Origin of the sequence: Cryobacterium sp. Hb1, from assembly GCF_004403585.1 — a bacterium.
Taxonomy (GTDB): Bacteria; Actinomycetota; Actinomycetes; order Actinomycetales; family Microbacteriaceae; genus Cryobacterium; species Cryobacterium lyxosi.
The window spans coordinates 88,394-114,654 of sequence record NZ_SOHI01000007.1 but is presented as its reverse complement, the minus strand read 5'-3'; the positions used below and the strand labels follow the sequence as shown (position 1 = coordinate 114,654).

At 63.7% G+C, this 26,261-nt stretch carries 24 protein-coding genes; 19 read left to right on the top strand and 5 right to left on the bottom strand.

What is annotated here, in order from left to right:
* Positions 1–25 precede the first annotated feature (25 nt).
* The 7 genes from E3T38_RS01605 (at position 26) to E3T38_RS01575 (ending at position 4,619) form a co-directional block, all read left to right on the top strand.
* Positions 26–568 (top strand): MarR family winged helix-turn-helix transcriptional regulator, encoded by a 543-nt coding sequence (locus E3T38_RS01605; protein ID WP_166805376.1) that lies wholly within the window; start codon positions 26–28, stop codon positions 566–568.
* A 43-nt stretch (positions 569–611) separates the two neighbouring features.
* Positions 612–1,166 (top strand): adenine phosphoribosyltransferase, encoded by a 555-nt coding sequence (locus tag E3T38_RS01600; protein ID WP_134545692.1) that lies wholly within the window; start codon positions 612–614, stop codon positions 1,164–1,166.
* 55 nt (positions 1,167–1,221) lie between these two features.
* Positions 1,222–1,737 (top strand): NUDIX domain-containing protein, encoded by a 516-nt coding sequence (locus tag E3T38_RS01595; protein WP_241984244.1) that lies wholly within the window; start codon positions 1,222–1,224, stop codon positions 1,735–1,737.
* 62 nt (positions 1,738–1,799) lie between these two features.
* Positions 1,800–2,378 carry a CDP-alcohol phosphatidyltransferase family protein gene (locus E3T38_RS01590; protein WP_241984243.1) on the top strand — a complete coding sequence of 193 codons (579 nt, stop codon included), beginning with the start codon at positions 1,800–1,802 and terminating at the stop codon, positions 2,376–2,378.
* A gap of 193 nt (positions 2,379–2,571) precedes the next feature.
* The gene (locus tag E3T38_RS01585; protein WP_134545751.1) at positions 2,572–3,006 is read left to right on the top strand and encodes an FHA domain-containing protein; all 435 of its coding nucleotides are present in this window, start codon (positions 2,572–2,574) and stop codon (positions 3,004–3,006) included.
* Between the two features lie 35 nt (positions 3,007–3,041).
* A complete protein-coding gene (locus tag E3T38_RS01580) occupies positions 3,042–3,740 on the top strand; it encodes a MerR family transcriptional regulator (RefSeq protein WP_104196275.1) in 699 nt (232 codons plus the stop codon).
* Between the two features lie 327 nt (positions 3,741–4,067).
* Positions 4,068–4,619, top strand: a complete 552-nt coding sequence (locus E3T38_RS01575) for a MerR family transcriptional regulator (RefSeq protein ID WP_134545690.1) — start codon at positions 4,068–4,070, stop codon at positions 4,617–4,619.
* 267 nt (positions 4,620–4,886) lie between these two features.
* Here E3T38_RS01575 and E3T38_RS01570 read toward each other — a convergent pair whose 3' ends face one another.
* A complete protein-coding gene (locus tag E3T38_RS01570; protein ID WP_104196181.1) occupies positions 4,887–5,699 on the bottom strand; it encodes a ParA family protein in 813 nt (270 codons plus the stop codon).
* Positions 5,700–5,777: 78 nt separating this feature from the next.
* Here E3T38_RS01570 and E3T38_RS01565 point away from each other — a divergent pair, with 78 nt between their 5' ends.
* Genes E3T38_RS01565 through def form a run of 3 tightly spaced genes read left to right on the top strand, consistent with a single transcriptional unit; the run spans position 5,778 to position 11,124 of the window.
* Complete coding sequence (locus E3T38_RS01565; protein ID WP_134545689.1) at positions 5,778–9,182, top strand: pyruvate carboxylase; 3,405 nt, start codon at positions 5,778–5,780, stop codon at positions 9,180–9,182.
* Positions 9,183–9,217: 35 nt separating this feature from the next.
* The gene (locus E3T38_RS01560; protein ID WP_241984242.1) at positions 9,218–10,579 is read left to right on the top strand and encodes a MinD/ParA family protein; all 1,362 of its coding nucleotides are present in this window, start codon (positions 9,218–9,220) and stop codon (positions 10,577–10,579) included.
* Between the two features lie 53 nt (positions 10,580–10,632).
* Positions 10,633–11,124 (top strand): peptide deformylase, encoded by a 492-nt coding sequence (def, locus tag E3T38_RS01555; RefSeq protein WP_104196183.1) that lies wholly within the window; start codon positions 10,633–10,635, stop codon positions 11,122–11,124.
* Positions 11,125–11,201: 77 nt separating this feature from the next.
* On the opposite strand, the gene E3T38_RS01550 is transcribed toward def, so the two are convergent.
* Positions 11,202–13,034, bottom strand: coding sequence for a long-chain fatty acid--CoA ligase (locus E3T38_RS01550; protein WP_134545688.1), 1,833 nt, complete (start codon positions 13,032–13,034; stop codon positions 11,202–11,204).
* Positions 13,035–13,208: 174 nt separating this feature from the next.
* Here E3T38_RS01550 and E3T38_RS01545 point away from each other — a divergent pair, with 174 nt between their 5' ends.
* From E3T38_RS01545 to E3T38_RS01535, 3 genes are all read left to right on the top strand, one after another.
* Positions 13,209–14,153, top strand: a complete 945-nt coding sequence (locus E3T38_RS01545) for an ROK family glucokinase (protein WP_134545687.1) — start codon at positions 13,209–13,211, stop codon at positions 14,151–14,153.
* Positions 14,154–14,239: 86 nt separating this feature from the next.
* Complete coding sequence (locus tag E3T38_RS01540; RefSeq protein WP_104196186.1) at positions 14,240–14,929, top strand: 1-acyl-sn-glycerol-3-phosphate acyltransferase; 690 nt, start codon at positions 14,240–14,242, stop codon at positions 14,927–14,929.
* A gap of 100 nt (positions 14,930–15,029) precedes the next feature.
* On the top strand, positions 15,030–16,400 hold the full coding sequence (locus E3T38_RS01535) for a class II 3-deoxy-7-phosphoheptulonate synthase (protein WP_104128434.1): 1,371 nt from the start codon (positions 15,030–15,032) through the stop codon (positions 16,398–16,400).
* An 80-nt stretch (positions 16,401–16,480) separates the two neighbouring features.
* On the opposite strand, the gene pknB is transcribed toward E3T38_RS01535, so the two are convergent.
* On the bottom strand, positions 16,481–18,457 hold the full coding sequence (pknB, locus tag E3T38_RS01530) for a Stk1 family PASTA domain-containing Ser/Thr kinase (protein WP_134545686.1): 1,977 nt from the start codon (positions 18,455–18,457) through the stop codon (positions 16,481–16,483).
* A 91-nt stretch (positions 18,458–18,548) separates the two neighbouring features.
* The gene (locus E3T38_RS01525) at positions 18,549–19,883 is read right to left on the bottom strand and encodes a LysM domain-containing protein (RefSeq protein ID WP_241984241.1); all 1,335 of its coding nucleotides are present in this window, start codon (positions 19,881–19,883) and stop codon (positions 18,549–18,551) included.
* 195 nt (positions 19,884–20,078) lie between these two features.
* Between E3T38_RS01525 and E3T38_RS16845 the strand changes: the two genes are divergently transcribed.
* Positions 20,079–20,420 carry an Rv2175c family DNA-binding protein gene (locus tag E3T38_RS16845; RefSeq protein WP_092339754.1) on the top strand — a complete coding sequence of 114 codons (342 nt, stop codon included), beginning with the start codon at positions 20,079–20,081 and terminating at the stop codon, positions 20,418–20,420.
* Between the two features lie 36 nt (positions 20,421–20,456).
* Here E3T38_RS16845 and E3T38_RS01515 read toward each other — a convergent pair whose 3' ends face one another.
* On the bottom strand, positions 20,457–21,587 hold the full coding sequence (locus E3T38_RS01515; protein WP_134545685.1) for a polyprenyl synthetase family protein: 1,131 nt from the start codon (positions 21,585–21,587) through the stop codon (positions 20,457–20,459).
* A 105-nt stretch (positions 21,588–21,692) separates the two neighbouring features.
* Between E3T38_RS01515 and E3T38_RS01510 the strand changes: the two genes are divergently transcribed.
* The 5 genes from E3T38_RS01510 (at position 21,693) to E3T38_RS01490 (ending at position 26,247) form a co-directional block, all read left to right on the top strand.
* Positions 21,693–22,070, top strand: a complete 378-nt coding sequence (locus E3T38_RS01510; protein WP_104128429.1) for a DUF3040 domain-containing protein — start codon at positions 21,693–21,695, stop codon at positions 22,068–22,070.
* Between the two features lie 278 nt (positions 22,071–22,348).
* Positions 22,349–22,780: a division/cell wall cluster transcriptional repressor MraZ gene (gene mraZ / locus E3T38_RS01505; RefSeq protein WP_092110083.1), complete on the top strand. Its 432-nt coding sequence runs from the start codon at positions 22,349–22,351 to the stop codon at positions 22,778–22,780.
* A 99-nt stretch (positions 22,781–22,879) separates the two neighbouring features.
* Positions 22,880–23,836: a 16S rRNA (cytosine(1402)-N(4))-methyltransferase RsmH gene (gene rsmH, locus E3T38_RS01500; RefSeq protein ID WP_134545684.1), complete on the top strand. Its 957-nt coding sequence runs from the start codon at positions 22,880–22,882 to the stop codon at positions 23,834–23,836.
* Complete coding sequence (locus tag E3T38_RS01495; protein WP_134545683.1) at positions 23,833–24,396, top strand: hypothetical protein; 564 nt, start codon at positions 23,833–23,835, stop codon at positions 24,394–24,396. Before rsmH ends, E3T38_RS01495 begins: the two co-directional genes overlap by 4 nt.
* Positions 24,397–24,423: 27 nt before the next feature.
* Entirely contained in the window at positions 24,424–26,247 is a 1,824-nt protein-coding gene (locus tag E3T38_RS01490; RefSeq protein WP_134545682.1) for a penicillin-binding protein 2, read from the top strand.
* The last annotated feature ends 14 nt before the right edge of the window (positions 26,248–26,261 follow it).

Sequence of the window (26,261 nt, the reverse complement as noted above, 5' to 3'; positions counted from 1 at the left end):
CGAGTTCCCACGTTACCATGAGTACATGTTCCACAAAGAGAGTATCCCTCTAGAACCAGAGATGTACTGGTACGACCCCAAGAATGCTGGAGTTTCTTCGGCAATGGATGTTTTACGTGCCGTGCGCCGGTTTCGAGTTGCTGACGCAGCGATGCGTCGTCGCGCTCAGAATGACATGCGCATCAACGAAACCGACCTGATGGCCATTCGTCATCTCATCGCCTGCGAACGCCAGAACCAGGTTGCCAGCCCGAAGCATTTGAGCGAATTCTTGAATATCTCCTCTGCCGCCACGGCGAAACTCCTCTCCAGGCTCACGGCCTCCGGCCACATTCGCCGCGAGGTGAATCCAGACGACGGTCGTGCCCAACGGCTGTACGCCACGCAGGCATCGCACATCCAGATCCGACGCGCGCTGTCGGGCACCCACAAGCAGCTGATGAAGGTCGCGCTCGATCTCACGGCCGACCAGCAGGCAGCCGTAGTGCATTTTCTCGAAGCAATGAGCGCCATCGCCGTCATGCCACATTCTGAAGCGACCACCGTCGAGCAGTCTGCCGAGTCCTGACGGTCGTTCTGCCACGGGCACCAGTGCCGCTTAAGATGAATCAGTGACTCATCTCTCTGCACCCGACGCTTCGCCGTCATTGGCCGCCGCCCACGTCGAGGCTCTGCTGGCCTCCTATCCTGACTTTCCACAGCCGAACATACTGTTCCGAGACCTCAACCCGGTTTTTGCCGATGCCGTCGCTTTCCGCGCGATTATCGATGACCTCGCCGATCAGCACCGCGGGCAGTTCGACGCTGTGGCCGGCATCGAAGCACGCGGCTTTCTCCTGGCGGCCGCCGTCGGCTATGCGGCCAATGCGGCAGTGCTGGCCGTGCGCAAAGGCGGCAAATTGCCCGGCACTGTCTTGATCGAAGAATACGACCTGGAGTACGGCTCGGCTCGGCTCGAACTCGAAGTCGGGCAGCTTTCGGCCGGTACCCGCGTACTCATCCTGGACGATGTGCTCGCCACCGGCGGCACCATTGCAGCCACGAGCCGCCTCATCGAGCGGGCCGGCTATACCCTCACCGGAGTCGGCGTCGTGCTCGAGCTCACCGACCTGCACGGCCGTGAACGGCTCGGCACTGCGCCGGTGCACGCGATCATGTCGATCTAGGACACCGGACGATGTTTCGCATGCATCTCGGGCGTGTGTGGGGCATGCTTGGAGCATGACTGACAGTTCGGGTGTCGATGCAAGCAGCATGCACGGGGCTGCGATCCCCCCACCCAGCCCCAACCGGGACAGCGGTGATGCGTGGGTGCACGCTCCCGACGGCCGCAAATTCTGGGGCCGGTTCGGTGCCGCGGGACTACTCGTGCACCACCCCCGCTTGGGTGTGTTGCTGCAGCATCGCGCGCTGTGGAGCCATTTCGGCGACACCTGGGGGCTGCCCGGTGGTGCCCGCCACGAAAACGAGACCGCGGTCAACGCCGCCCTGCGCGAAGCCAGGGAGGAAGCCGGCGTGCCAGCCCATTTGATGGAGGTTAAATTCACGTCTCTGCTTGACCTGGGCTTCTGGTCGTACACCACCGTTGTTGTGGAGGCGACTGAGGAATTTGTACCTGTCATCAGCGATCAGGAGAGCATCGCCCTGCGCTGGGTATCGGCCGATACCGTTGACCTCCTCACCCTCCATCCTGGTTTTGCCGACAGCTGGCCCGCACTGCGGGGGCGGCTCGGCTGAATCTAGCCCATTCGATAGACTCGAACCGTGACGGGGCAGCGAACGAGATGGTGAGCGACCGGGTGCTGACCTTACCCAACGTGCTGAGCTTTCTGCGGCTGGTGCTGGTGCCGGTTTTTCTCGTGCTCCTCGCCCAGGGAGAAGATGCCTGGGCCTTGGTCGTGCTCAGCATCTCCAGTGTCACCGACTGGCTTGACGGTTTTCTCGCGCGGCGCTGGAACCAGATCACTCGTCTCGGGCAGCTGTTGGATCCGGCCGCCGATCGCCTCTATATCTTTGCCGCTTTGATCGGGCTTGCCTGGCGTGATCTGGTTCCGTGGTGGATTGTGCTGGTCGTAGTTGGTCGCGACATCTTTCTGCTGGCTTTGGGGATCATCCTCGCTAATTTTGGGTTTGGCCCGCTTCCAGTTCACCACCTCGGCAAGGTTGCTACCTTCTGCTTGTTCTACGCACTGCCGATGATCATGCTCGGGCAGGCCTTTCCTCAACTGGAGTGGTGGTCGCAGCCGGTGGGGTGGGCGTTTGGCCTGTGGGGCGCTTTTCTGTACTGGTGGGCTGGCATCGTCTACGCCGGTGAAACGATGCGGGTGATTCGATTGCCGAGGGTCGCCGCGGGTGTATCTTCCGATACGCTGGATTGATAGGAGGTGCATGATGGTCGAGCTATCCGGAAAAAATAATTCCAAGGAACAGAACGAGCCCGTGCCCGCAGATCAGCCCGAAAACCCGACGACAGGCGAAGCAATGCCCAGCAAGGCGCAGTCCACCCCAGCATCCTCCACTTCTGGCGCGACCCGGGACGAGACGACCGGCGAATCGACGACGGTTCACGACATGCTCAGCACCGACACAACCATGAACTTCAACCAAGAGTTCGCCACCCAGATCGCGTTCATCGATTCCAACGTGACCGTGGAAGAGCAGGAGTCCATCGCGGCTTTGCCTTCGGGGTCGGCGCTCATGGTCGTGCGCCGCGGGCCCAATGCCGGCGCCCGCTTTCTGCTCGACGCCGACCTCACGAGCGTTGGGCGCCACCCCAATGCTGATATTTTTCTCGACGACGTCACGGTGTCGCGTCGACACGCCGAGTTTTTGCGCAACGGCACATCGTTCACGGTGAAAGACCTCGGCTCGCTCAACGGCACCTACTTCGACGGGGAACGGATCGAAACGGCTGCTCTGACCGACGGTGCCGAGGTGCAGGTTGGTAAGTTTCGCCTCACCTTCTACGCTTCGCGCCTCGACCTCGTTCGCGCGACGAGCGAGTAGTGGCGGCAAACTCTGCCCAGGCTCGGTCCGTGTCTGTGTCTTCGTCGGCAGCTCACGGGCAAGCTGCGGGATCAGCGACGCTGCTGAGTATCGGCCAGGTGCTCGCCCGACTCACTCCGGAATTCACCGATCTCACCCCGTCGAAACTGCGCTTCCTCGAGGAACAGGGCCTCGTCGCGCCGGCTCGCACGGAATCCGGTTATCGTAAATTTTGCGCGAGCGACGTCGATCGCCTGAGACTGATCCTGTCGATGCAGCGCGATCATTACCTGCCGTTGAAAGTCATCCGTTCCTATCTTGCTGATCTGGATGCCGGACTGGCGCCAGTGCTGCCGGGCGGAACCACTCCCGGGCCGTCAATGCTGGGCACGCTGCGACGTTTGACCCGCGACGACTTGCTGCGCGAGGCCGGAGCCTCCGCCACTTTGCTCCATGACGCCGTATCCGCATCAATCATTCTGCCCGCCGAACATTACGGCGACGGCGTGCTGCACGTGCTGCGCGCCCTCGTCGAACTGCAACGCAGTGGCATCGAGCCACGGCATCTTCGGGGCTTTCGCGGGGCTGCTGAACGCGAACTCGGCCTCATCGAAAGCGCGCTTGTACCGCTCTCCCGCCGCAAAGACGCCTCCAGCCGGGCGAAGGCGGCTGAAATGGCCGTCGAGATCGCCGGGCAGCTCGAGATTATTCGCGGCAGCTTGATTCGGTCAGCACTGGGCCGACTGACCCAGTAGGTCGTAGACTGGCGCAGGCGCACAGCTGGACTGCCGCCGGTATGGTGCACTCGCTCGTCTGCGCGTCTGCTTGCACTCGATCGACACGCCAAAACGATTACGCGAATGTCAGCGCGCACGGTCTTCGCCTCGGTACCGTAGGTAGAGCGAGGCACAGCAGATTTATTTCGCATCACCAGCTGTACCGCATGAGTTCAAATCAGCACCACAGTCAATTCAGCACCACAGTCAATTCAGCACCACAGTCAATTCAGCACCACAGTGATCCCGGCTTGCTTCACTGCAGCTATAGTCACGGCACCACGTAACCCCCGAAAGGCAACCCCTATGAGTGAGCTCAAGCCTGACGCTGACGCTTCGCGTTACTCGTTAGGACTGCTGTTCACCGATGGCATGCCCGAGCTTGATGAGAACTGCGGCTACCGCGGTGCTGTCGCTGCGCGCGCGGCCGGCATTAGCTACCGTCAGCTCGACTACTGGGCCCGCACGGGCCTGGTTGAGCCCACAGTGCGCGGAGCGGCTGGTTCCGGCTCACAGCGCCTCTACGGCTTCCGTGACATTCTCGTACTCAAGCTCGTCAAGCGGCTGCTCGACACGGGCATCTCGCTTCAGCAGATTCGCACGGCGGTCAACCAGCTGCGCGAATCGGGCGTCAGCGACCTCGCGCAGACCACGCTGATGAGCGACGGCGCGAGTGTCTACCTGTGCACCTCCAATGACGAGGTCATCGACCTCGTCAGCCGCGGCCAAGGTGTCTTCGGCATTGCCGTGGGCAAGGTGCTCCGCGAGGTAGAGACAAGCCTGGTCGAACTCGACGTGCAGGCCGTTGACTCCGCCGACGAGCTCGCCGCCCGACGGAGCACCCGCAAAATCTCCTAGCGCCACCGCCCTCGCTTGAGCGCAGCACGGAGCGCGACTGCAACCTGTCATTCGCTCCCCAGCTCAGCGCTCGGCACCCCGCGTTGATCACGCCGCGTGTGCTCCTTCAGGCAACGGTTCCTCTGCACCGTTGAGAAACGCTATTGGGCCAGGCCGCGTGCAATCGTCATGGGACGCGAAGAAAATATATCCACGTCGAATCGCCCCAAAAATCCGCACAGGCCAAAACCCGATTCACCGGCCCCGCAGAGCCGAAGAAGAAACCTGTCAGACCGCTGGAGCCTCGGCGTACTCACCGATGCGCGCTGTACGCAGCACCCGGTCGAGCAGCTGGTCGAAGTAGCCGGCCATTTCGAGTGCACTGTCCCCTGGCCAGATGTGCAGGGGCTTTGCGGCGCCCTGCGCCTGCTGTAGGGACGTGCGCTCCGGCAGCTGCGGGCTCAGCACGAGTGGCCCGAACATGTCGCGCAATTCTTTGATGCGGAACTGGTGTTCGAGCGAAGCCGAACGGGCCCGGTTCACGATGATACCGAGCGGCTGAAGACGGGGGCTCAGGCCACGACGAATTTCTTCGATCGCACGCAGCGCACGGTCGGCAGCAGCGACCGAGAACAGGCCGGGCTCGGTGACGACGGCGACACGGTCGCTCGCGGCCCAGGCGGTGCGCGTGAGGGCGTTCAGGGAGGGAGCACAGTCGATGAGCACGAGCTCATAGTCTTTCTCGATCGTTGAGAGCGCTTCTTCGAGTTTCCAAATATCGCGAATGCTCGGGTGTGGCCCGTCAAAATTGATCGCCGACGGGCTGCCGATCATGACGTCGATGGTGCCTGGGCGGTTGCGGGTCCATCCGCTCGGGGCGATCGCCGCGCGAACCGTCTTTTCTTTGGGCGAACCGAGGACATCGGCAACATTCAGGTGACCGGCGACCTGGATATCCATGCCGGTGGACACATCGGATTGCGGATCGAGGTCCACGACGAGTGTTCGCACGCCACGGGCGAAGGCAGCAGAAGCCAGACCAAGGGTCACAGTGGTCTTGCCGACACCACCCTTGAGGGAACTTACGCTGAGTACGTGCATGAGTAGCAACGTTACCTTCACTAGTGTTAGAGAACCTAACCGTTAGCTGTGCGCTGAGTACGCCCTCGAAAGGCTTGCATGTTTGAAAAAATCCTTGTTGCCAACCGCGGCGAGATCGCGATCCGTGCCATGCGCGCGGCTTACGAGCTCGGAGCAAAGACCGTGGCGGTGTTTCCGTTCGAGGATCGCAATTCATTGCACCGCCTGAAGGCGGATGAGGCCTACCAGATTGGTGAGGTGGGGCATCCGGTTCGGGCCTATCTCGACGTGAGTGAAATCATCCGCGTTGCCAAGGAATGTGGCGCCGACGCCATCTACCCCGGCTACGGTTTTCTGTCGGAGAACCCGGAACTCGCCGATGCAGCCGCCGCTGCCGGCATCACGTTCATCGGCCCGGGCGCTGACGTACTCGAAATGGCCGGCAATAAGGTCACCGCAAAGGAACACGCCATCGCGGCCGGTGTACCGGTATTGAAGTCGACGCAGCCGTCGACCGATGTCGAACTCTTGATCAGCCAAGCCGATGAGATCGGCTTTCCCATTTTTGCCAAGGCCGTCGCCGGCGGTGGCGGGCGGGGCATGCGCCGGGTTGCGAAGAAAAGCGAGTTGCGGGGAGCGCTTGAAGAGGCCATGCGTGAGGCCACCAGTGCCTTTGGCGACCCGACGATGTTCCTGGAGGCTGCGGTGCTGCGGCCCCGGCACATCGAGGTGCAGATTCTGGCGGACGCTTCCGGCGAGACCGTGCACCTGTTCGAGCGCGACTGTTCGGTGCAGCGTCGGCACCAGAAAGTGATTGAAATCGCTCCGGCGCCGAACCTGAGCGATGAAATTCGGGTTCAGCTCTACGCTGACGCCATCAAGTTCGCCCGGTCGATCGGCTACGTCAACGCCGGGACCGTCGAGTTTCTGCTCGACACCGTTGGGGAACGCGCCGGGCAGCACGTCTTCATCGAAATGAACCCGCGCATCCAAGTGGAACACACCGTGACTGAAGAGGTCACCGATGTCGACCTCGTACAGGCGCAGATGCGCATCGCGGCGGGGGAGACCCTCGAACAGATCGGTCTGACCCAGGGGGAGATCCGCCTGCGCGGCGCGGCCCTGCAGTGCCGCATCACAACTGAAGACCCCGCGGCCGGGTTCCGCCCCGACACCGGTAAAATCACCACGTATCGTTCACCCGGCGGCGCCGGCATCCGCCTGGATGGTGGAACCATCAACACGGGCGCGCAGATCAGCCCGCACTTCGACTCGATGCTCGCCAAACTCACGTGCCGAGGCCGCGACTATGCGGCCGCCGTCGTGCGGTCCAAGCGCGCGCTGGCCGAGTTCCGAATCCGCGGCGTCTCCACCAATATTTCGTTCCTGCAGGCCGTGCTCGACGATGCGGACTTCGCAGCTGGCGACCTCAGTACCTCGTTCATCGACGAGCGCCCGGAGCTGCTGCGCGGTCGGGAGTCCAAGGACCGTGGCACCAAGATTCTCAACTGGCTGGCCGAGGTCACCGTCAACCAGCCCCACGGCGCGCCGCCGGCCACGGCGCACCCGCGTGACAAGCTGCCACAGCTCGACATTACCCAGCCAGCCCCCGACGGTTCCCGACAGAAGCTGCAACTGCTCGGACCGACCCGGTTCGCCGCCTCCTTGCGCGCCCAGACCGCGCTGGCCGTGACCGACACCACCTTCCGGGATGCCCACCAGTCGCTGCTGGCGACACGGGTACGCACCAAAGACCTCGTGGCCGTGGCGCCCTATGTCGCCCGGCTGACGCCGCAGCTGCTCTCGGTCGAAGCGTGGGGCGGGGCAACCTACGACGTGGCGCTGCGTTTTCTTGGTGAAGACCCCTGGGAACGCCTTGCGAGCCTGCGCGAGGCCCTGCCGAACATCAACCTGCAGATGCTGCTGCGCGGCCGCAACACTGTGGGCTACACCCCGTACCCGACCGAGGTCACCGACGCGTTTGTGCGCGAGGCGACCGCCACGGGTGTGGACATCTTTCGCATCTTCGATGCCCTGAACGACGTGTCGCAGATGCGGCCGGCTATCGACGCCGTGCTTGCTACCGGCACCGCGCTGGCCGAGGTGGCCGTCTGTTACACCGGCGATTTGCTCGACCCGGCCGAAAAGCTGTACACCCTTGACTACTACCTGCGCCTGGCCGATCAGATCGTCGAAAGCGGCGCCCACGTGATCGGCATCAAGGACATGGCCGGGTTGCTCCGGCCGAGCGCCGCTGAGAAGCTCGTGGCGGCGTTCCGGGAACGCTTCGACCTGCCCGTGCACGTGCACACCCACGACACTCCGGGTGGCCAGCTCGCGACGCTGCTGGCCGCAGCCCGGGCCGGCGCCGACGCTGTCGATGTGGCATCCGCTCCCATGGCCGGCACGACCAGCCAGCCGTCTGCATCCTCCCTCGTAGCCGCTCTCGCCCACACCGAACGCGACACGGGTATTTCGCTCCGGGCCACAACTGACCTCGAGCCCTACTGGGAAGCCGTACGCACCCTCTACGCTCCGTTCGAATCGGGCCTGTCGGCACCGACCGGCCGGGTGTACTCGCATGAGATTCCAGGCGGCCAGCTGTCGAACCTGCGCACCCAGGCCGTCGCGCTCGGGCTCGCCGACCACTTCGAACTCATCGAAGACATGTATACCGCCGCGAACGGCATCCTCGGCCGGGTGCCCAAGGTCACTCCCTCGTCGAAGGTGGTCGGTGACTTGGCCCTGTACCTGGCCGCGGTGAAGGCCGATCCGGCCGATTTCGAACAAAACCCGGGCAACTACGATGTCCCCGATTCGGTCATCGGCTTCATGGCGGGCGAGCTCGGGAACCTGCCCGGCGGCTGGCCCGAGCCGTTTCGTTCCAAGGTACTCGCGGGACGTGAGGTGCGCGTCGGCGTCACCGAGATCACCGCGGGGGAGCGCGCCGCGCTCGGCGCCTCGAGCCTCGAACGTCGCGCGATGCTCAACGAGTTGTTGTTCCCCGCGCCGACCCGCCAGTTCAAACAAGTCAGGGAGAGCTACGGCGACCTCTCGGTTGTCGATACCGTCGACTACCTCTACGGCCTTCAGCAGGGCCAGGAACACGCCGTTGAAATCGCCAAGGGTGTGCGGCTCTACGTGGGCCTTGAAGCGATCGGTGAAGCCGACGACAAGGGCATGCGCACCGTTATGACCATTCTCAACGGCCAGCTGCGCCCGGTGTTCGTGCGTGACACCAGCATCACCGTGCAGACCAAGGCCGCCGAGAAAGCTGATGCCAACCAGCCCGGCCAGATCGCCGCACCCTTCTCCGGCGTGGTCACCCTGCAGGTCGAGGAGGGCACGCACGTCGAAGCTGGCCAAAGCGTCGCTTCGATCGAAGCCATGAAGATGGAAGCGGCGATCACCTCGCCCATCGCCGGGACCATCGAACGCGTCGCTATCCCGCTCACCCAGCAGGTCGATGCGGGCGATCTGCTCGTGACAGTGCGTCCACGCTAAGATTAACGCCGATATCGACCAGTTGAGGATGTACCGTGCCAGACAAACGTACTGACGACCAGAGCGCGCCCGCCCGCCCGGTATCTGCCGCAAAGCGAACCCGTGACGAGCGCGATAATTTCGACACGCAGGGTGACGACTACCACAGTGAGCTACCGCCGCACACGATCGACAACCTCGCCGCGTCATTGCCCGAGAGCCTGAGCGTTCCGATCGAGGTGACGTTCGGGCCCCGCCGCTCGGTGGTTGCAGCCGATCGGCCGTCTTTTGTAGCGGGCAACGGAATCGAGACAACGCGCATCGTGTCGGCCCCGTCCACGCACACCGTCGAAATCTCAACGCCAGCGCCGACCCGAGCAGCCGGCGCCAGTTTTGCCATCGAATCACTTTCACGAGCGGATGCTGCCTCCTCTGTCCGGCGCGACCGCATCCGCACCGAAAACAGCTCAGCCCCCGAGTCCGCGTCCATGCTCACGTCGGATCGCCTGCTCGCGGTCAACCGCAAGACCCGCAAAGCGCCGCAGGGCGTCTGGCCTGAATTTGTCTACGCGCTGACGCTGCACCTGGTCAACCTCGGTGACTCCGCCAAGGTGCGGGCGTATAAAGAAATGGATGAGCGCATTCGTCGCCAGTTTGACGGCGGTACGCGGTTCGTGCCGATCCTCACCCGCAAGGGTGGCGTGGGCAAGACCACCGTCACGACCCTGCTCGGCATGGCCCTGGCCGACGCCCGCGACGACCGCATTATTGCCATCGACGCCAACCCCGACCGCGGCACGCTGTCCGAACGCGTCAGCAAGCAGACCCGCTCGACCGTTCGGGACGTCGTGACCAAAGCGGCGTCGATCGGCAACTTCACCGACTTCTCCACCCTGGTGTCGCGCGACGAAACCCGCCTCGACATTCTCGCCTCCGACACCGACCCGTTGCTCTCGGAAGCATTCGATGAGAACGACTACAACGTCGTCGCCGATCTGGCCGCCCGGTACTACTCGATCGCGCTCACCGACTGCGGCACCGGCATCGTGCATTCGGTCATGCGGGCTACGCTGCAGCGCGCCGACTCCATCGTGATCGTCTCCGGCGGCAGCGTCGACGAGGCACGTTTGGCCTCCGAGACGCTCACCTGGCTCGAAGCAAACGGATACGGCGAGCTGGTGCGTAACGCGATCGTCGCGATCAACACGGCCACCCAGGGCACCAATCTGGTTCGGCTTGAAGAAATCGAGGCGCACTTTCGCTCCCGCGTGCGCGAAATCGTGCGGATTCCCTACGACCCGCAACTCGCCGCCGGCAGCGTCGTGTCGTACAAGGACCTGAAGCCGATCACTCGGCTGGCCGCACGCACCCTCGCCGAGCTCGTCGTTGAGGGCCTCCCCGCCGACCGCAACCTTTAGTCGGCCGCCGACTCACTCGCCGTTCACCAGCCGCCCTACCGAGGAGTTTCCCCGTGCCCGAACGCCAGATCCGTCTCTTCGGAGATCCGGTGCTGAAGACCGTCTCCGATCCCATCAACAGGATCGACGACCGGGTACGCGGTCTCGTACAGGACTTGATCGACAGCGTGCGACTGCCCGGTCGGGCCGGCGTTGCAGCGTCGCAGATCGGAACCAACCTGCGCGCCTTCAGCTACAACGTCGACGGTGTCATCGGCTACATTCTCAACCCCACGGTCGTCGAACTCTCCGGCGAACCCGAACTCGTCGACGAGGGCTGCCTCTCCGTTCCCGGCCTCTGGTACCCCACCAAGCGCTACCCGTTCGCTCGAGTCACCGGCATCGACCTCGACAACAATCCGGTCGAACTCTCCGGCACCGGCATCATGGCGCAAGCCCTCCAACACGAAACCGATCACCTCGACGGCTTTCTCTACATCGACCGCCTCGACAAAACCAACCGCAAGGCCGCGATGAAGGAAATCCGGGAGTCCACCTGGTTTTAGCCCCGCAACCACAGGCGGACCGAGCGAAGTCTCGAGTGCCTGTGAAATGAGCGTGCGGGCGGAGCCCAGCGGCCACGCTACTCGCGCAGCGAGATGCCCTCGGTCACCGGCGCCCCCGAATACATGGCGTCGATCTCGCCGGCGAAATCACGCAGAATAATGTTGCGCTTGATGCTCATTTTCGGCGTCAGGTGCCCGCTGTCCTCGGTGAGCTCAAGAGCGAGCACCGTGAATTTGCGAATCGACTCCGCCCGCGACACACCCTCGTTGGCATGGTCGACTGCGCGCTGGACTTCGGCGAGCACGGCTTTGTTGACGGATGCCTGCGCGAGCGACATGCCGGCATCCTCGTGGTTGTTGTTGAGCCAGACCGGCAGCATGTCGGGGTCGAGGGTGATGAGCGCGCCGATGAACGGCTTTTGGTCGCCCACAACGATGACCTGGCTGATGAGCGGATTCGCGCGAATGGGGTCTTCGAGGGCGGCCGGTGCCACGTTCTTGCCACCGGCTGTGACGATGATCTCTTTCTTACGCCCGGTGATGGTGAGATAGCCGTCGGAATCAAAGTCGCCGATGTCGCCGGTCTTCAACCAGCCGTCGTTAAAAGTGTCTGCGGTGGCCTGTGGGTTATTCCAGTACTCCTTGAAAACGTTGACGCCCTTGACCTCGATCTCGCCGTCGTCCATGACGCGCACTGAGACGCCGGGCAGTGGGGGTCCGACGGTGCCGATCTTGGCCCGCGTAGCCAGGCCCACATTGGCGGGGGCAGTGGTTTCGGTCAGGCCGTAGCCCTCCAGAATGACGATGCCGAGGCTCTTGAAGAAATGGCCGAGGTGGGCGCCGAGCGGGGCGGAGCCGGAGACCGCCCAGACGACCTTGCCGCCCATGGCGGCACGCAATTTGCTGTAAACCAGCTTGTCGAACAGCGCGAATTTGATCTTCATCCCGAGCGGAATCGATGTTCCCGCCTGCACCAGCCGGGAATGCTCGACCGCCACATGCGCGGCAGCATCGAAGATTTTGCCCTTGCCGCCGGCGATAGCCTTTTGCTGGGCCGAGTTGTAGACCTTTTCGAAGACCCGAGGTACCGCAAGCAAAAAGGTCGGTTGAAAGCTGCCCAGCGCGGCCAGGAGCGTCTTGGTGTCGCCCTGGTGGCCGACCCGCACCCCCGCGTGCACGCACAAGACCGAGATGAAACGCGCGAAGACGTGGGCGGTGGTGATGAACAAGAGGGTCGAGGCGCCTTCGGGGTGAACCAGTACCTCCTTGAGCGCGACCGCGGCATTGCGGCTGGTCTCGAGAAAGTTCGCGTGGGTGAGCACGCAGCCCTTGGGCTTGCCGGTCGAACCAGAAGTGTAGATGAGGGTCGCCATATCATCGCCCACGGCGAGATTACGGCGGCGTTCGATTTCCGCATCCGTCACAACGACGCCCCCGGCGACGAGCTTGTCGAGGTCGCCCAGATCGATCTGCCAGACCGAGCGGATGTCGGGCAGCTCCGGATGCACCTCATCGAAGCGGGCGAAGTGATCGGCGGTTTCGACGATGACCGCCATGGCGCCGGAGTCGCTCAGGTTCCACTGCACCTGTTTGGGTGAACTGGTCTCGTAGACGGGCACCAGAATTGCTCCGGCGAACCAGACCGCGAAGTCGATCAGGGTCCACTCGTAGCGGGTCTTGCAGATGAGCCCGATCTTGTCGCCGGGCTCAATGCCGGCGGCAACGAAGCCTTTGGCCAGCGCCACGACCTGCGCATGAAACTCCCGAGTGGTGACGGGTTGCCATTGGCCGCCACGTGGCAGTGAAAACAGTGCCAGGTCGGGAGTCGCGGTAAGACGATCCATCAGAAGATCGGTGATGTTGGCGCCAGGATCGGCGGGAACGACGGCGGGCATATCAAACTGTTTCACGGCAACTCCTTTGGTACCGGCTGAACGTGCCCACTGCGCAGTCGCGAGAGAATCCTTCGGTGAGCGGGTGTTTCGTCCAGCGGCAAACTGGTTTAGTACACTCTAGACGGTGTCCTGCGTGGCGGTCCGGCCCACGGACGCAGCTTTTCTCAGGCCGAGAAAGAAAGGTGGCCCGTGCGCGCCATAGGTATCGATATCGGTGGCACCAAAATTGCCGGAGCGCTGGTCGACGAGGCGGGCACCATCATCCGGTCTGACCGGCAGCCGACCACGCCGGGCAACCCGGATGAGATCGAAGATGCCGTCGTGGCGATGGTGCTGGCGCTGTCCGAGGGCGAAGACGTTGTTGCTGCCGGGGTCGCTGCCGCCGGTTTCATCGACTCCGCCCAGTCGACCGTGTACTACGCACCGAATATCAACTGGCGCAATGAGCCGTTCCGCGACAAGCTCGAGGCTCGACTCGACCTGCCCATCATTATCGAAAACGATGCCAACGCGGCCGGCTGGGCGGAGTTTCGCTTCGGGGCCGGTCGCGCGTACACCGACATGGTCACCCTGACCGTCGGTACAGGCGTGGGCGGCGCGATCGTGACGGGCAACGCCCTGTTCCGCGGAGGCTTCGGCGCGGGCGCCGAACTGGGTCACCTCCGGGTCGTTCCGGACGGGCTTCCCTGTGGCTGCGGAGCCCATGGCTGCCTGGAGCAGTACGGCTCAGGTCGGGCGCTGCTGCGGATCGCCAACGAATTCGCCGATGCCGGCGGTATCGGCCTGGGCCTGGCCGGTGCCCGTGCGCGACGCGGCAAACTCACCGGTAAAGAGGTGGGGCGGCTGATTCAGGACGGCGACGGCGGTGCTCTCGCGGCCCTGCGTCAGTTGGGCGGTGCCCTCGGGCAAGCCTGCGCAAGCCTCGGCGCCGTGCTCGATCCGCAGGTGTTCGTGTTCGGCGGGGGAGTAGCCGCGGCTGGCGACCTGTTGCTCGAGCCGATTCGCGCGGCCTACCTCGATTTTCTCCCCGCCCGTGGCTACCATCCGGAAGCGGAGTTCGCCATTGCCCAGCTCGTCAATGACGCCGGTGTGGTCGGCGCGGCCGACCTCGCCCGAATACACGCGGTGCGCTGAACGGATGCCGTGGGCGGGGCCGGGCGCGGCATCCGCTTTGCTGTGGCAGGCGGACTAAGCTTTCGAGGTCGGATGAAGGAGTGCGAATGTTCTATTGGGTCATGAAGAACATCGTCATCGGTCCGTTGTTGCTCTCGCTGTTTCGCCCGTGGATCATCGGCCTGGAGAACATTCCGAGGACCGGCCCGGTGATTTTAGCCAGCAACCACCTGTCGTTCATCGACTCGGTGTTTTTGCCGCTCGTCGTGCCGCGCCGTGTAGCGTTTCTCGCCAAGAGCGACTATTTCACCGGCACGGGTCTCAAAGGCTGGGCCACGCGGCAGTTTCTCACGGCGGCGGGGCAGCTCCCCATCGATCGCTCCGGCGGTAAGGCCTCGGAGGATTCGCTGAACACCGGCCTGCGAGTGCTCGGCGAGGGCCGTATCCTCGGCATCTATCCCGAGGGCACCCGCAGCCCCGACGCCCGCCTCTATCGTGGACGTACCGGTGTGGCCCGCATGGTGTTGGAATCGGGCGTGACGGTCATTCCGGTGGCCATGATCGATACCGAGAAGGCGATGCCGACCGGCACGCGCGTTCCCCGGGTGCGTCGCATCGGCATTGTGATCGGCAAACCGCTCGACTTCACCCGGTTCGCGGGCATGGCCGGGGACCGGTTCGTACTGCGCAGCGTCACCGACGAGCTCATGTATGAGTTGCAGCGACTGAGCACGCAGGAGTACGTCGACGTCTACGCTTCCTCGGTCAAGGAGAAGCGGGCCAGCCTTTCGCGATAAGCTGCCTGAAGTGCTGTCCGCGCTTGTGGCGGTGCAGCACCTCATCCATTTCGGGTCGGTACACGTTGTACGGCCCAGCAGAGAAAACAGGAACTATCCCGTGGTAGACCCCACCGAGCCCATCGTTGCCGCAGAAGCCTCTGTCATCACGGGACTCGACCACTGGCGCACGTTGCCGATCAAGCAGCAGCCGACCTGGCCCGACGCGGCCAAGGTGGCGGCGGCATCCGCCGAGCTGGCGACCCAGCCGCCGCTGGTTTTCGCCGGTGAGGTTGACATTCTGCGCGACCGGCTCGCTCAGGCCGCCGGCGGGCAGGGTTTTCTGCTGCAGGGCGGCGACTGCGCCGAGACCTTCACCGGCGCCACGGCCGATCAGATCCGCAATCGCGTGAAAACCGTGCTGCAGATGGCCGTTGTGCTCACCTATGGTGCCTCGATGCCGGTGATCAAGATGGGGCGCATGGCCGGACAGTTCGCCAAGCCTCGCTCGAGCGACTTTGAGACGCGCGGCGACGTGACACTTCCGGCGTACCGCGGCGACATCGTCAACGGGTACCCGTTCACGCCCGAGTCGCGCGAGGCCGACCCCGACCGGCTGGTGAAGGCGTACCACACGTCAGCTTCGACCCTCAATCTCATTCGCGCGTTCACGCAGGGTGGCTTTGCTGACCTGCGCCAGGTGCACAGCTGGAATCAGGGCTTTGCCGCTAACCCGGCCAACCAGCAGTACGAAAAAGTTGCCAAGGAGATCGACCGCGCGATCAAGTTCATGATCGCCTGCGGTGCTGACTTCGAGGCCATGCGTCGCACCGAGTTCTACACCAGCCATGAGGGCCTGCTGATGGACTACGAACGGCCGATGACCCGCATCGATTCGCGCACCGGAACGCCGTACAACACCTCGGCCCACTTCATTTGGATCGGCGAGCGCACCCGCGACCTCGACGGCGCACACGTGGACTTTTTGTCGCGCGTACGCAACCCGATCGGCGTCAAGCTCGGCCCGACCACCTCGACGGACGACATGTTGCGACTCGTTGACAAGCTCGACCCGAACCGCGAACCCGGCCGCCTGACCTTCATCACCCGCATGGGCGCCGGCAAGGTGCGCGACGCCCTGCCGCCGCTGCTCGAGGCCATCAAGGCCAGCGAAGCGACGCCGCTATGGGTCAGCGACCCGATGCACGGCAACGGCGTCACCACGCCGACCGGTTACAAGACGCGTCGTTTCGACGACGTCGTCGACGAGGTCAAGGGCTTCTTCGAAGCACACCGTGCCGTTGGAACTCACCCCGGTGGAATCCATGTCGAGCTCACCGGCGACGACGTCACGGAGTGCCTCGGTGGTTCCGAGCACATCGACGAGGCCGCCCTGGCGACCCGGTACGAGTCGCTCTGCGACCCGCGCCTCAACCACATGCAGTCCCTTGAGCTCGCCTTCCTGGTGGCCGAGGAGCTCGCCGCCCGCTAGCTCCGTTTTGGACGGGGCCCGTGCCCCGTCCGTGGGCCCAGTTTATAAACTGGGCCCACGGCCGTAAGGTGGGCCCGGGATCAGCCGAACGGGTTCGTCGCCTTGAGCGTGATCTTGCTGCCCTTCGCTACTGAGGTACCTGCCGCGGGATCTGTCGAGGCCACCCTGAGGATGGCAGCGAAAACATCCGCGCCGTCGGCGTAGTCGGGTACGAAGCCGAGCGCGGTCAGGGCGTTCTTGCCGTCGGTCCAGGACATGCCGACGACATTGGGTACTGTGACCGGCTCTGGGCCGCGGGAGATGACCAGGGTGAGGGTGGCGCCCGCGCGAATGGTGCCATCGGGCACCTGCGCGGCGATGACGTCGCCCTCCGCGATCGTGTCGCTGTACGTCTGCTCACCCGAGACCACGAGCAGGTTCTTGCCGACCAGAATGTCGGTGGCCTCGGCCACGGTCTTGCCGTCGACGTTGGGAATGGAGCCGAGCGACACGACGAGATTCACGGTCAGGCCTTCGAAGTACTCGCCGCCGGCCGATAGGTCGGCGTCATCAGATTCCTTGCTCGCCGAAATGACCGATCCCTCGGCCACATCGCCGTTGAAGACCGGATCGACGCTGCCCACCACGGCTTTCAGATCGGTGATGGCAGCGGATGCCGCCTCCTGCGTCAAACCGGCCAGGGTGGGCAGCGTGATGGGCTGCAGGCCCTGGGAGACGATGATCGTGACCGTGCTGTCTTGCGGAACCCGGCTGCCGGTATCCGGATCGGTGCCGATGACGAGCCCCTCGGCGATCGTGGCGCTGAATGCGCCGCCGAGCTTTGGGATCAGACCGAGTTCGGTCAACTGCGTTGACGCGGCCTCGGGGGAGGCCGACACGAAGTTCGGGACGGACACGTCTGACCCCGGGCCCGAACCGAAATACCAACCGGTACCGCCAAGGGCAACGGCGATGAGAATAACGAGGGCGAAAAGCCAGAACCCGCGGCGCTTGCGCTTGCGTGCTTTCTGCGTCAGCAGGTCGCCGCTGTCGGGCGGGCCGACCGGACCGGTGCCGACCGGGTGAATACCGAGCAAGGTCGCGGCGGGAGGTCTTGTGGAAGCGAGCTTGGCGCCGAGAACCTGCGTTTCGGCATCCGCGACCGCGTTCGCGCCGGTGCGCAGGCTGGCGGGCAGCACCATGGTCGACTGCAAAGCCAATTCCTGAGTACCGTCGCGCACCAGCGCGCTCACGTCATGGAGTTGATCGAGCATGACTCTGGCATCTCGGGGACGATCTTCTGGGTCGCGCGCCGTAGCCCAGAGCACGAGTTCGTCGAGTTCGCGGGGAACAGAGGCGACCTTGCTGCTCGGCATCGGCACGGTGTCGTTGGCGTGCTGGTATGCAATCTGCATCGGTGCCTCGCCCACATAGGGTTGCTCACCGGTGAGCATTTCGAAGGTCATGATGCCGAGGGCATAGATATCGCTGCGTGCATCCGCGATACCGCGGGTGACGAGCTCGGGAGAAAGATAGGCGATGGTTCCGAGCAGGGCCTGGCCGGTCGCGGTGTTGTTGTTGACCGCGCGCGCCAGGCCGAAATCGCTGATCTTGATGCGGCCGTCATCGGCGAGCAGCACGTTCTCGGGCTTGACATCGCGGTGCACGATACCCGCCTTGTGGGCGGCGGCCAGCCCGCTGAGCACGGCTTCGAGAATATCGAGCGTCTGCTCGGGGGTGAGGCGACCGTAATCTTTCAGCAGGTCCCGAAGGGTGATTCCGGGAAGATACTCCATCACGAGATAGGCCATGTCCGCGTCCTGACCCTGGTCGAAGACGTTCACGACGTTGGGGTGGGCGAGCCGGGCGGCCGACCTGGCCTCCTGAATGAAGCGGACCTTGAACGCGCTGTCGTCGGCGAGATGGCCATGCATGATCTTGATCGCGACCCGGCGTTCGAGGCGCAGATCGGTGGCCAGGTAGACCGTAGCCATGCCGCCGCGCGCGATACGCGAGCGCACTTGATACCGGCCGTCAATAAGACGGCCTATCATCGGGTCGGTCGCAGGAACGCTCACTCCTAGATTCTACGGAAATCGGCGGCGGCCAAGGCGCGCGGCGCGCAGAAAGGCGCCAGCCAAGTCGGGGGCCACAGGGTCAACTGCCAAGCTAGCCGATTTGGGACAGCCATGCCTGCGCTGACGTTTCCCACTTGGCGTAATAGTCCGGGTAGGCCGATATTTGCACGGCCTGGGCAGCTTGGGTCACAGTCATCGACTCCCAACCCGCGATATCGAGCAGGCCGCGGGTCACGTCCGGGTTCGGGTTGCTTGCGCCGCCGAAAAAGGCGAGGCTGGCCCGCACGGGATCCATCACCTGCTCCGGCGTACCCCAGCCGACACTCGGGCGTTGTTGGAACAGGCCGAGGGAATCCCGATCGCCGTAGTCCACATTCCGCAGCCCGGATTCCTGGGCGGCCGCGGCCAGCGCGACGACGAGACCGGCATCGCTCACACCGGCTCCCCGCCCAACGGCCACGATCGTCTGGGCGTTCTGCCGCATTTCCTCTGACATCGGAGTCACCAGACCCGCCGTCGCCACGGGAATTAGTGCAGCTGCTGAAACGGATGCCGGTGCCGGCGTGACCGGCAGCGTCAAGACCTGTCCCGGATAGATGATGCTCGACCAGCCCAAGCCATTAGCGCCGAGCACCGCCTGCACGCTCACCCCGGCCGCGTTAGCCACTGCGGTGATGGTTTCGCCGGTGGCGATGGTATGAGTGGCTGCTGCGACGATCTCGGTGACCGGCACGACATAGGCCGCCGACTCCAGCGCTACAGACGCCGCGAGGAGGATGACTTGTCCGGGGTAGATGACGCTGCGCCCGTTCAGTCCGTTGGCGCTGAGAATGTCGGCGGTCTTCAGCGAATGGGCGGCAGCGATGCCGCTGATGGTGTCGCCGCTTTGCACCGAGTACGAAGCGGATGCTGCCGGCGCGGCCACGACGGTGGCCGGCGAAGCCGCCGAGGCCAGGGTCAAAACCTGGCCCGGAAAGATCAGGGCCCGGGAATCGAGACCGTTTAGTGCCAGCACGACCGCCGTCGACAGGCTGAACCGGGCGGCGATGCCGCTCACGGTGTCGCCATCCACGACCGAGTACCGGTCAGGGGCAACCTGGACGGCGGCGGCAACCGCGGCCACCATTCCTACGGGGCTGGTCTCGGCGAGCTTGGACTTGAGCGGCTTCTTCGCCAAGGCCTGTGCGTGGGCTGGAGCGGCCAGGTTGAGGCTGATCGCGAGGGTACTGACCAGCACGATTGGCACGGTCATCGCTGCCGAGAGGGAACGCAGGTCACTGGGCTTCTTCGAACGCCGCTTTGCCGCGGCGTCGATACCGACGAAGCTGCGACCGGAGACGGCGACGCTGCCTGCGTCGTCAACGGTTGCATTTCGAGCGGCGGATGCCGCGGCATCCACCGTATTCGTGTTCACCTTGGTCGACATGGTGCTCCGTTCATTGTGCGCACGCGCGTGATCCAGACAGCAAGTACAGCATTGGGTCGAATGCAGCATTCCCCACAGCGAGGTTTTCACAATTATGAGAGGGAGTCAATTGATCAGGCGACCGGAGATGGCGGTTCACGACTGAATAGTGCCGCGAAGTTTTGCCGCGGCCCCAAATCATGGGAAGCTACACGAGTGAGTGATGTGTCTTCAGAGCCCGAGTGGCTTACTATTCCTGCCCTAGTCAACCTGCTCGGAATGAGCCAGAGCCGCGTGCGGCACCTGATCGACGACAAATACCTCCTGGCCATCCGGCGCGACAACGTCGTGTCGGTTCCGTCCTTGTTCCTGCGAGACGGCGCTCCCGTACCCGAACTTCGCGGCACGCTGTTCGTTCTGGCCGACGACGGATTCACGGACATGCAGGCCATGACCTGGTTACTCGAGGTCGATGACAGCCTGGGGGTGCCGCCGATCGAAGCCCTCCGGGCCGGCCGCAAGGCCGAAGTGCGTCGGGTCGCCCAAGCCCTGGCTTAGACAGGGGTTCGACTCAACGGGCCGGCGTACTGCCGATCAAAAAGCTCGGCGTGTCACCCGATCGGTCAGTTCCAGCAACTTCTGCCGGGCACGGGCACCGATGGGCGCACTGTGCAGAGCAGCCAGCGCCTCGGTTACCTGGGATTCGATGAGCGCCTCGACCCGGTCGACCGCGCCACTGGCTGTAATGAGCTGCTGCAGGGAACGAATCTGTGTGGCATCGAGCGTTGGGTCACCGAGCTGGGAATCGAGCGATGCTCGGTCAGTGGTAGTCAGGCGTTCCCGTGCCAGTGCGATCAACACCGTGCGCTTACCCTCTGTCAGGTCGTCGCCGCTTGGCTTGCCGGTCACGGCGGCGTCGCCGAACACACCGAGCAGGTCGTCGCGCAGCTGGTACGCCATGCCCAGCGGAAGGCCGAATGCACGCAGCGAGTTCAACTGGGCGGTCGAGGCGCCCGCTAGCGCTGCACCGATCACGAGCGGGGCTTGAACGCTGTACTTCGCCGACTTGTAGACGATCACACGCAGGGCTCGATCGAGGAGTTCCGCCTCCGGCTGGGCCAGCCAGGCGCGTTCCTCGAGAATGTCGAGGTATTGGCCGGCCGTGACCTCGGTGCGCATGAAGTTGAATTCGAGCCTGGCACGCCGGGCGGAGGCCCGATCGGCGAGCTCCTCGAGCCCCTCGTCGAGCAGCTCATCGCTCCAGCCCAGCAGTAGGTCGCCGAGCAGAATGGCCGACGCCCGGCCATACGAGGCGGGGTCACCGGCCCAGCCCTCACGTTCGTGCAAGCGTTCGAATAATTTGTGGGCGCTCGGCGCACCTCGACGGGTATCGGAATTGTCGATGATGTCGTCGTGCACGAGCGCCGCCGCGTGAAAAATTTCCAGGGCACTGGCGGCTGACACGATTGCGCCCAACCCGGCCGGGGCTGTCAAGCCCGCTGTTGGCCTGACCTGTTCCGGGCCGGAATCAGGCGGTAAAACGCTCTGCGCTCCCCAATAACAAAACTGCGCTCGGAACCGTTTTCCACCGCTGAGAAACTGCCGTGAGTAGTCAACGAGCGCAGTCAAATCGGAGCTGATCAGAGTCACAATTGGTTCGCGGGACATGAGGTACGCGTCGATGCGAGATTGAACCAAGTCGACCAGGCGTTTGCTTTCAGGCACACGTGTAGCCTAGCCATCCCGGCGGGGCTAGAATTAGGCTAGTCGAGCTTGCCCGGTGCGAATTTGTCAAATCACCCGCTCGATCCCGTAACTGGAGGGAATGAGATGCCGCTTTCGGAACAGGAGCAGCGACTCCTTGAAGAGATGGAGCGCAGCCTTTATCACAACGATGCCGACTTTGTCGCCAGCGTCGGAGTGTCTAGGCTTCGCCCGAACTATCGTTCTATCGCGCTCGGTGTGCTGCTCGCCGTAGCCGGCATCGTCGCCCTCATCGCCGGCGTCGCCATTGCGCAGCTGTGGCTGGGCATCCTTGGCTTCGTCATCATGTTCGGCGGCGTTCTCATCGCTGTGACTCCCGGCCGGGCCATTCGTTCGGTGCCCGGACCGTCGTCACCCGGTCGTCGCCCGGCCCAAGCCAAGTCCAACCAGGGCTTCATGGATCGGTTGAATGATCGTTGGGACCGACGGCAAGACGGGCAGTAATCTCAACCGACTCCAGCTCTCCACCGCGTTTCGACAGTTCAAGAACTCGCAGTTCGAAAGGGCCGATCATCTGATCGGCCCTTTTTTTGTGCCCAAAAACGCGCTGTCTGCATGCGTTCTTGATAATGCGGCTCCATTTTCCTCCACCTCGACTCCTCAATGATTTGCTGTGCATGTAGCGCATTTTTGAGAAAAGACCTCAAAAAAACTTAGGTTGGTGGTTGAAGGTGGAGTAAAGTGGAGCCACACCTGAATCTGGCCGGAAGAAAGGGGTGCGCGTGTTCCTTGGCACCTACGCCCCCCGGCTCGACGAAAAAGGTCGCATCATTCTTCCCGCGAAGTTTCGGGATGAACTCTCCACCGGTGTGGTGATGACGCGAGGACAGGAACACTGCATCTACGTGTTCAGCACCCGCGAATTCGAAACGCTGCATGACAAAATCCGCCAGGCACCCGTCACGAGCAAGCAGGCCCGGGACTACCTCCGGGTGTTTTTGTCGGGCGCGAGCTCGGAAACACCGGATAAACAAAACCGCGTCACCATCCCCGGCAACCTCCGCAGTTATGCGGGACTCGACCGGGAATTGACCGTCATCGGTGCTGGCAGCCGAGTCGAGATTTGGGACAGCGAAGCGTGGGCCACGTACCTCGCCGAGCAGGAAACCTCGTACGCCAACACGACGGAGGAGGTGATTCCGGGACTCTTCTAGCCCCTGGCGCCTGACTCCCCGCCGTTTTTGCCCTGACACACTTCCCCCGTGCCAGGTCGAAATGGAGGGGAATCAGGCGTCACGGACTAGCCCGGCATTATGGCTAGCAACGAAATTCACACCCCGGTACTGCTCGAACGCTGTGTTGCACTGCTTGCCCCGGCGCTCACAAAACCCGGCGCCGTTCTCGTCGACGCAACACTCGGCATGGGGGGCCACGCCGAGGCGATCCTGGCGCGTTTCCCTGAACTGACCCTGGTTGGACTAGACCGCGACACCGAAGCGCTCGCCATCGCCGAGGAACGCCTCAAGGCCTTCGCCGGCCGGGTGCACCTGGTACACACCGTCTATGACGGCATCGGCGAAGCCCTCGATGGCCTCGGCATTAGTGAGGTTGCTGGCGTGCTCTTCGACCTGGGTGTCTCCAGCTTGCAGATCGATCGCGTCGAACGTGGTTTCTCCTATTCAAAAGATGCCCCACTCGACATGCGCATGGACGGCACCGCTGGCCTGACCGCTGAGAGCATCCTCGCCGATTACAGCGAACGCGACCTCAAACGTATCTTCCAGGACTACGGCGAAGAGAAACTCTCCGCCCGCTACGCCAAGGCCATCGTCGAAGCCCGCGAAACGACTCCCTTCGTTCGGTCAGCGCAACTGGTCGACGTCATCACCAAGGCCACCCCGGTCGCCGTCCAGCGCCTCGGTCACCCCGCCAAGCGTGTGTTCCAGGCGCTGCGCATCGAGGTCAACTCGGAACTGGCCGTACTGGAACGGGCCATTCCCGCCGCACTCGACCGCGTGCAAGTCGGGGGCCGCATCGTTGTCATGGCCTACCAGTCGCTCGAGGACCGCATCGTCAAGCGGGCCTTCGCCGCGGCATCCGGCTCGACAGCGCCCGCCGGTCTTCCAGTGGAACTGCCCGAACACAAACCACTTTTCACCCTTTTGCTGCGTGGCGCTGAACTGGCCTCCGACGAAGAAAAAACATTCAACCCCCGCGCGACACCGGTTCGACTGCGCGCCGCTGAACGATTGAGAAGGGCCGCCATATGAGCGACAACCTGGCACGCGTGTCACTTTCAATCGAACGCGAACCCTACGAGGCGCCGGCACGGCGTGGGTTTCGTCTTGTCTCAGCGGCTCCGAATCGCCGCACGCGCCCGCGCATCTTCTACGCTCTCACCGCGGTGGCCGGCATGGCAGCCATCATCGTGGCCCAGCTGTTGCTCAGCGTCGGCATCTCCCAGGGTGCCTATGAAATCTCCAGCCTGCAGTCGAGCCAGTCCGAGCTCGGCCGCACGGCCGCCAGTGTGAGTGAAGACCTCGTACGGGTCTCCTCCCCGCAGAGCCTCGCCACCAATGCCGAGGGCCTGGGTATGGTCAGCAATTCCAACCCCGTCTACCTCCGGCTGTCCGACGGTGCCGTTTTGGGCGCTCCCGCCTCAGCGTCGGGCTCGCAGGCCGGAGCGGCCAGTCTTGTTCCCAACTCCCTGTTGGCTGGCAGTACCCCGCTCTCTGCGCTTCCAGAGGACACGACGGGCACGGGCGAAACCCTGGCGATCACGAGCGCACCGGTAGTTCCGGCGGGACTCGCGGCGCCCACTACCCGATAGTTTCCCCGAGTCGACAATGATGGGCAGATGAGCGTGCGCAACAGCAGTGCCCGACAGACCGGAGCCCGAACTAACCCGACCAATTCCCGGTCCAGCCGTAGACGCACTTTCTTCACCATCGTCGTGCTCTTCGCCGTGATCGGCGTGTTCCTGGTGCGGCTCGTCGATATCCAGGTGGTGCAGGCTGATTCGCTCACCGCCGACTCCGTGGGAAACCGCTCGGTTGGCCAGGTCGTCTATGGCTCACGGGGTGAGGTCGTCGACGCCAACGGCGTCGTGCTGGCGGGGACGGTCATGCGCTACAACATCACCATGTCCCCGGTGAACGCAACGCCTTTCAAACGCACCGTCGACGGCAAGAAGGTCGTAATCTCGGTGGCTGAGGCCGCCGCCGAAATAGGCGCAGCAACCGGCCAAACCGGTGACGCGATCCTGCTGACCATTGGGGCCGCCCTCGAAGCCAACGCCAAGGCGAATTTCGCCTACATCGCCCAGAAAGTCGATGTCGACGTGCTGCGCGCCGTGCAGGAACTGCACATTCCCTGGACCTATTCGGAGAACAGCCCGAGCCGGGTGTACCCGAACGGGGCCGTCGCTGGCAACATGCTCGGTTACCTGTCGGGGGAGGGCGTGCCGCAGGCCGGCCTCGAATCCGGACAGGACACCTGCCTGGCCTCGACCAACGGCTCAGAAACCTATGAGAAGGGTGCCGACGGCGTGCGCATCCCCGGCAGCAGCGTCACGAGTACCGAGGCCGTCGATGGCGGCGACGTCATCACCACCATCGACTCCGATCTCAACTGGTTCGTGCAGCAGACCCTCGCCGCGCGGGCACAGGAGACCGGGGCAGCGTGGGCGACCGCGGTCGTGCAGGATGTCAAGACCGGCAAGCTCCTTGCCGTGGCCGACTATCCCTCGGTCGACCCGAACAACGTCGGCGGCACCAAGAACCCGGAAGATCGCGGCTCCCGCGCCTTCACCCAGTCCTTCGAACCGGGCTCGACCTTCAAGGCGCTCACCATGGCATCCGTTCTCGACGCCGGGGCGGCCACCCTCGAGACCGGGATCGTCGCGCCCTACCGGTACCTGCCGGCCAACGGTGCCAACATCAACGACAGTCACGCGCACCCGGATCAGCACATGACCCTCACCGGCGTGCTGATTGACTCAAGCAACACCGGCATGTCCAAGTTCGGTGAGAAACTCACCGACCAGCAACGGTACGACTACATGAAAGCGTTCGGCGTTGGCACGCCCACCGAGACCGGCTTTCCCCGAGAAGATGGCGGCATCCTGCATCCGGTCGACGAGTGGGACAACCAGACCAGCTATGCCACGATGTTCGGGCAGGGCCTCACGACGACCGCGCTGCAGGTCGCGAGCATCTATCAGACCATCGCCAACGACGGCGTGCGCATGCCGGTGCAGCTGGTCGAGGGCTGCCGGCAGGCCGACGGCACCATGGCCAACGTGCCAGACCAGGTCGGCACGCGGGTGCTGTCGGAGAAGGCAGCCCAGGACACCAGCGACGTGCTCGAAATGGTGTACCAGAAAAGTTGGGTGCAGAGTAAATGGAACATTCCCGGCTATCGGGTCGCCGCCAAGACCGGAACCGCGCAGATGCCGGATGGCCAGGGTGGGTACTCCAACGGGTATCTGGTATCGGTGTCGGGCTACGCTCCGGCCGACGATCCGCAGTATGTCGTCTCGGTCAGCATCGCGGACCCTGTTAAACTGAATACATCTGCCGCACCGGCTCCGGTCTTCCAAGAGATCATGAGTCAGGTGTTGAAAAAGTACCGGGCGGTTCCCTCAGGCGTGACTGCGCCTGACCTCCCTTCCACCTGGTAAGAAAGCGAGCCCTG

What these genes read in the sequence shown, in the direction of transcription:
- E3T38_RS01605 (WP_166805376.1), top strand. Translation starts at nt 26, where the DNA reads ATGTTCCACAAAGAGAGTATCCCTCTAGAACCAGAGATGTACTGGTAC.
- E3T38_RS01595 (WP_241984244.1), top strand. Translation starts at nt 1,222, where the DNA reads ATGACTGACAGTTCGGGTGTCGATGCAAGCAGCATGCACGGGGCTGCG.
- E3T38_RS01585 (WP_134545751.1), top strand. Translation starts at nt 2,572, where the DNA reads ATGCTCAGCACCGACACAACCATGAACTTCAACCAAGAGTTCGCCACC.
- E3T38_RS01575 (WP_134545690.1), top strand. Translation starts at nt 4,068, where the DNA reads ATGAGTGAGCTCAAGCCTGACGCTGACGCTTCGCGTTACTCGTTAGGA.
- E3T38_RS01570 (WP_104196181.1), bottom strand. Translation starts at nt 5,699, where the DNA reads ATGCACGTACTCAGCGTAAGTTCCCTCAAGGGTGGTGTCGGCAAGACC.
- E3T38_RS01565 (WP_134545689.1), top strand. Translation starts at nt 5,778, where the DNA reads ATGTTTGAAAAAATCCTTGTTGCCAACCGCGGCGAGATCGCGATCCGT.
- E3T38_RS01540 (WP_104196186.1), top strand. Translation starts at nt 14,240, where the DNA reads ATGTTCTATTGGGTCATGAAGAACATCGTCATCGGTCCGTTGTTGCTC.
- E3T38_RS01525 (WP_241984241.1), bottom strand. Translation starts at nt 19,883, where the DNA reads ATGTCGACCAAGGTGAACACGAATACGGTGGATGCCGCGGCATCCGCC.
- E3T38_RS01510 (WP_104128429.1), top strand. Translation starts at nt 21,693, where the DNA reads ATGCCGCTTTCGGAACAGGAGCAGCGACTCCTTGAAGAGATGGAGCGC.
- rsmH (WP_134545684.1), top strand. Translation starts at nt 22,880, where the DNA reads ATGGCTAGCAACGAAATTCACACCCCGGTACTGCTCGAACGCTGTGTT.
- E3T38_RS01495 (WP_134545683.1), top strand. Translation starts at nt 23,833, where the DNA reads ATGAGCGACAACCTGGCACGCGTGTCACTTTCAATCGAACGCGAACCC.
- E3T38_RS01490 (WP_134545682.1), top strand. Translation starts at nt 24,424, where the DNA reads ATGAGCGTGCGCAACAGCAGTGCCCGACAGACCGGAGCCCGAACTAAC.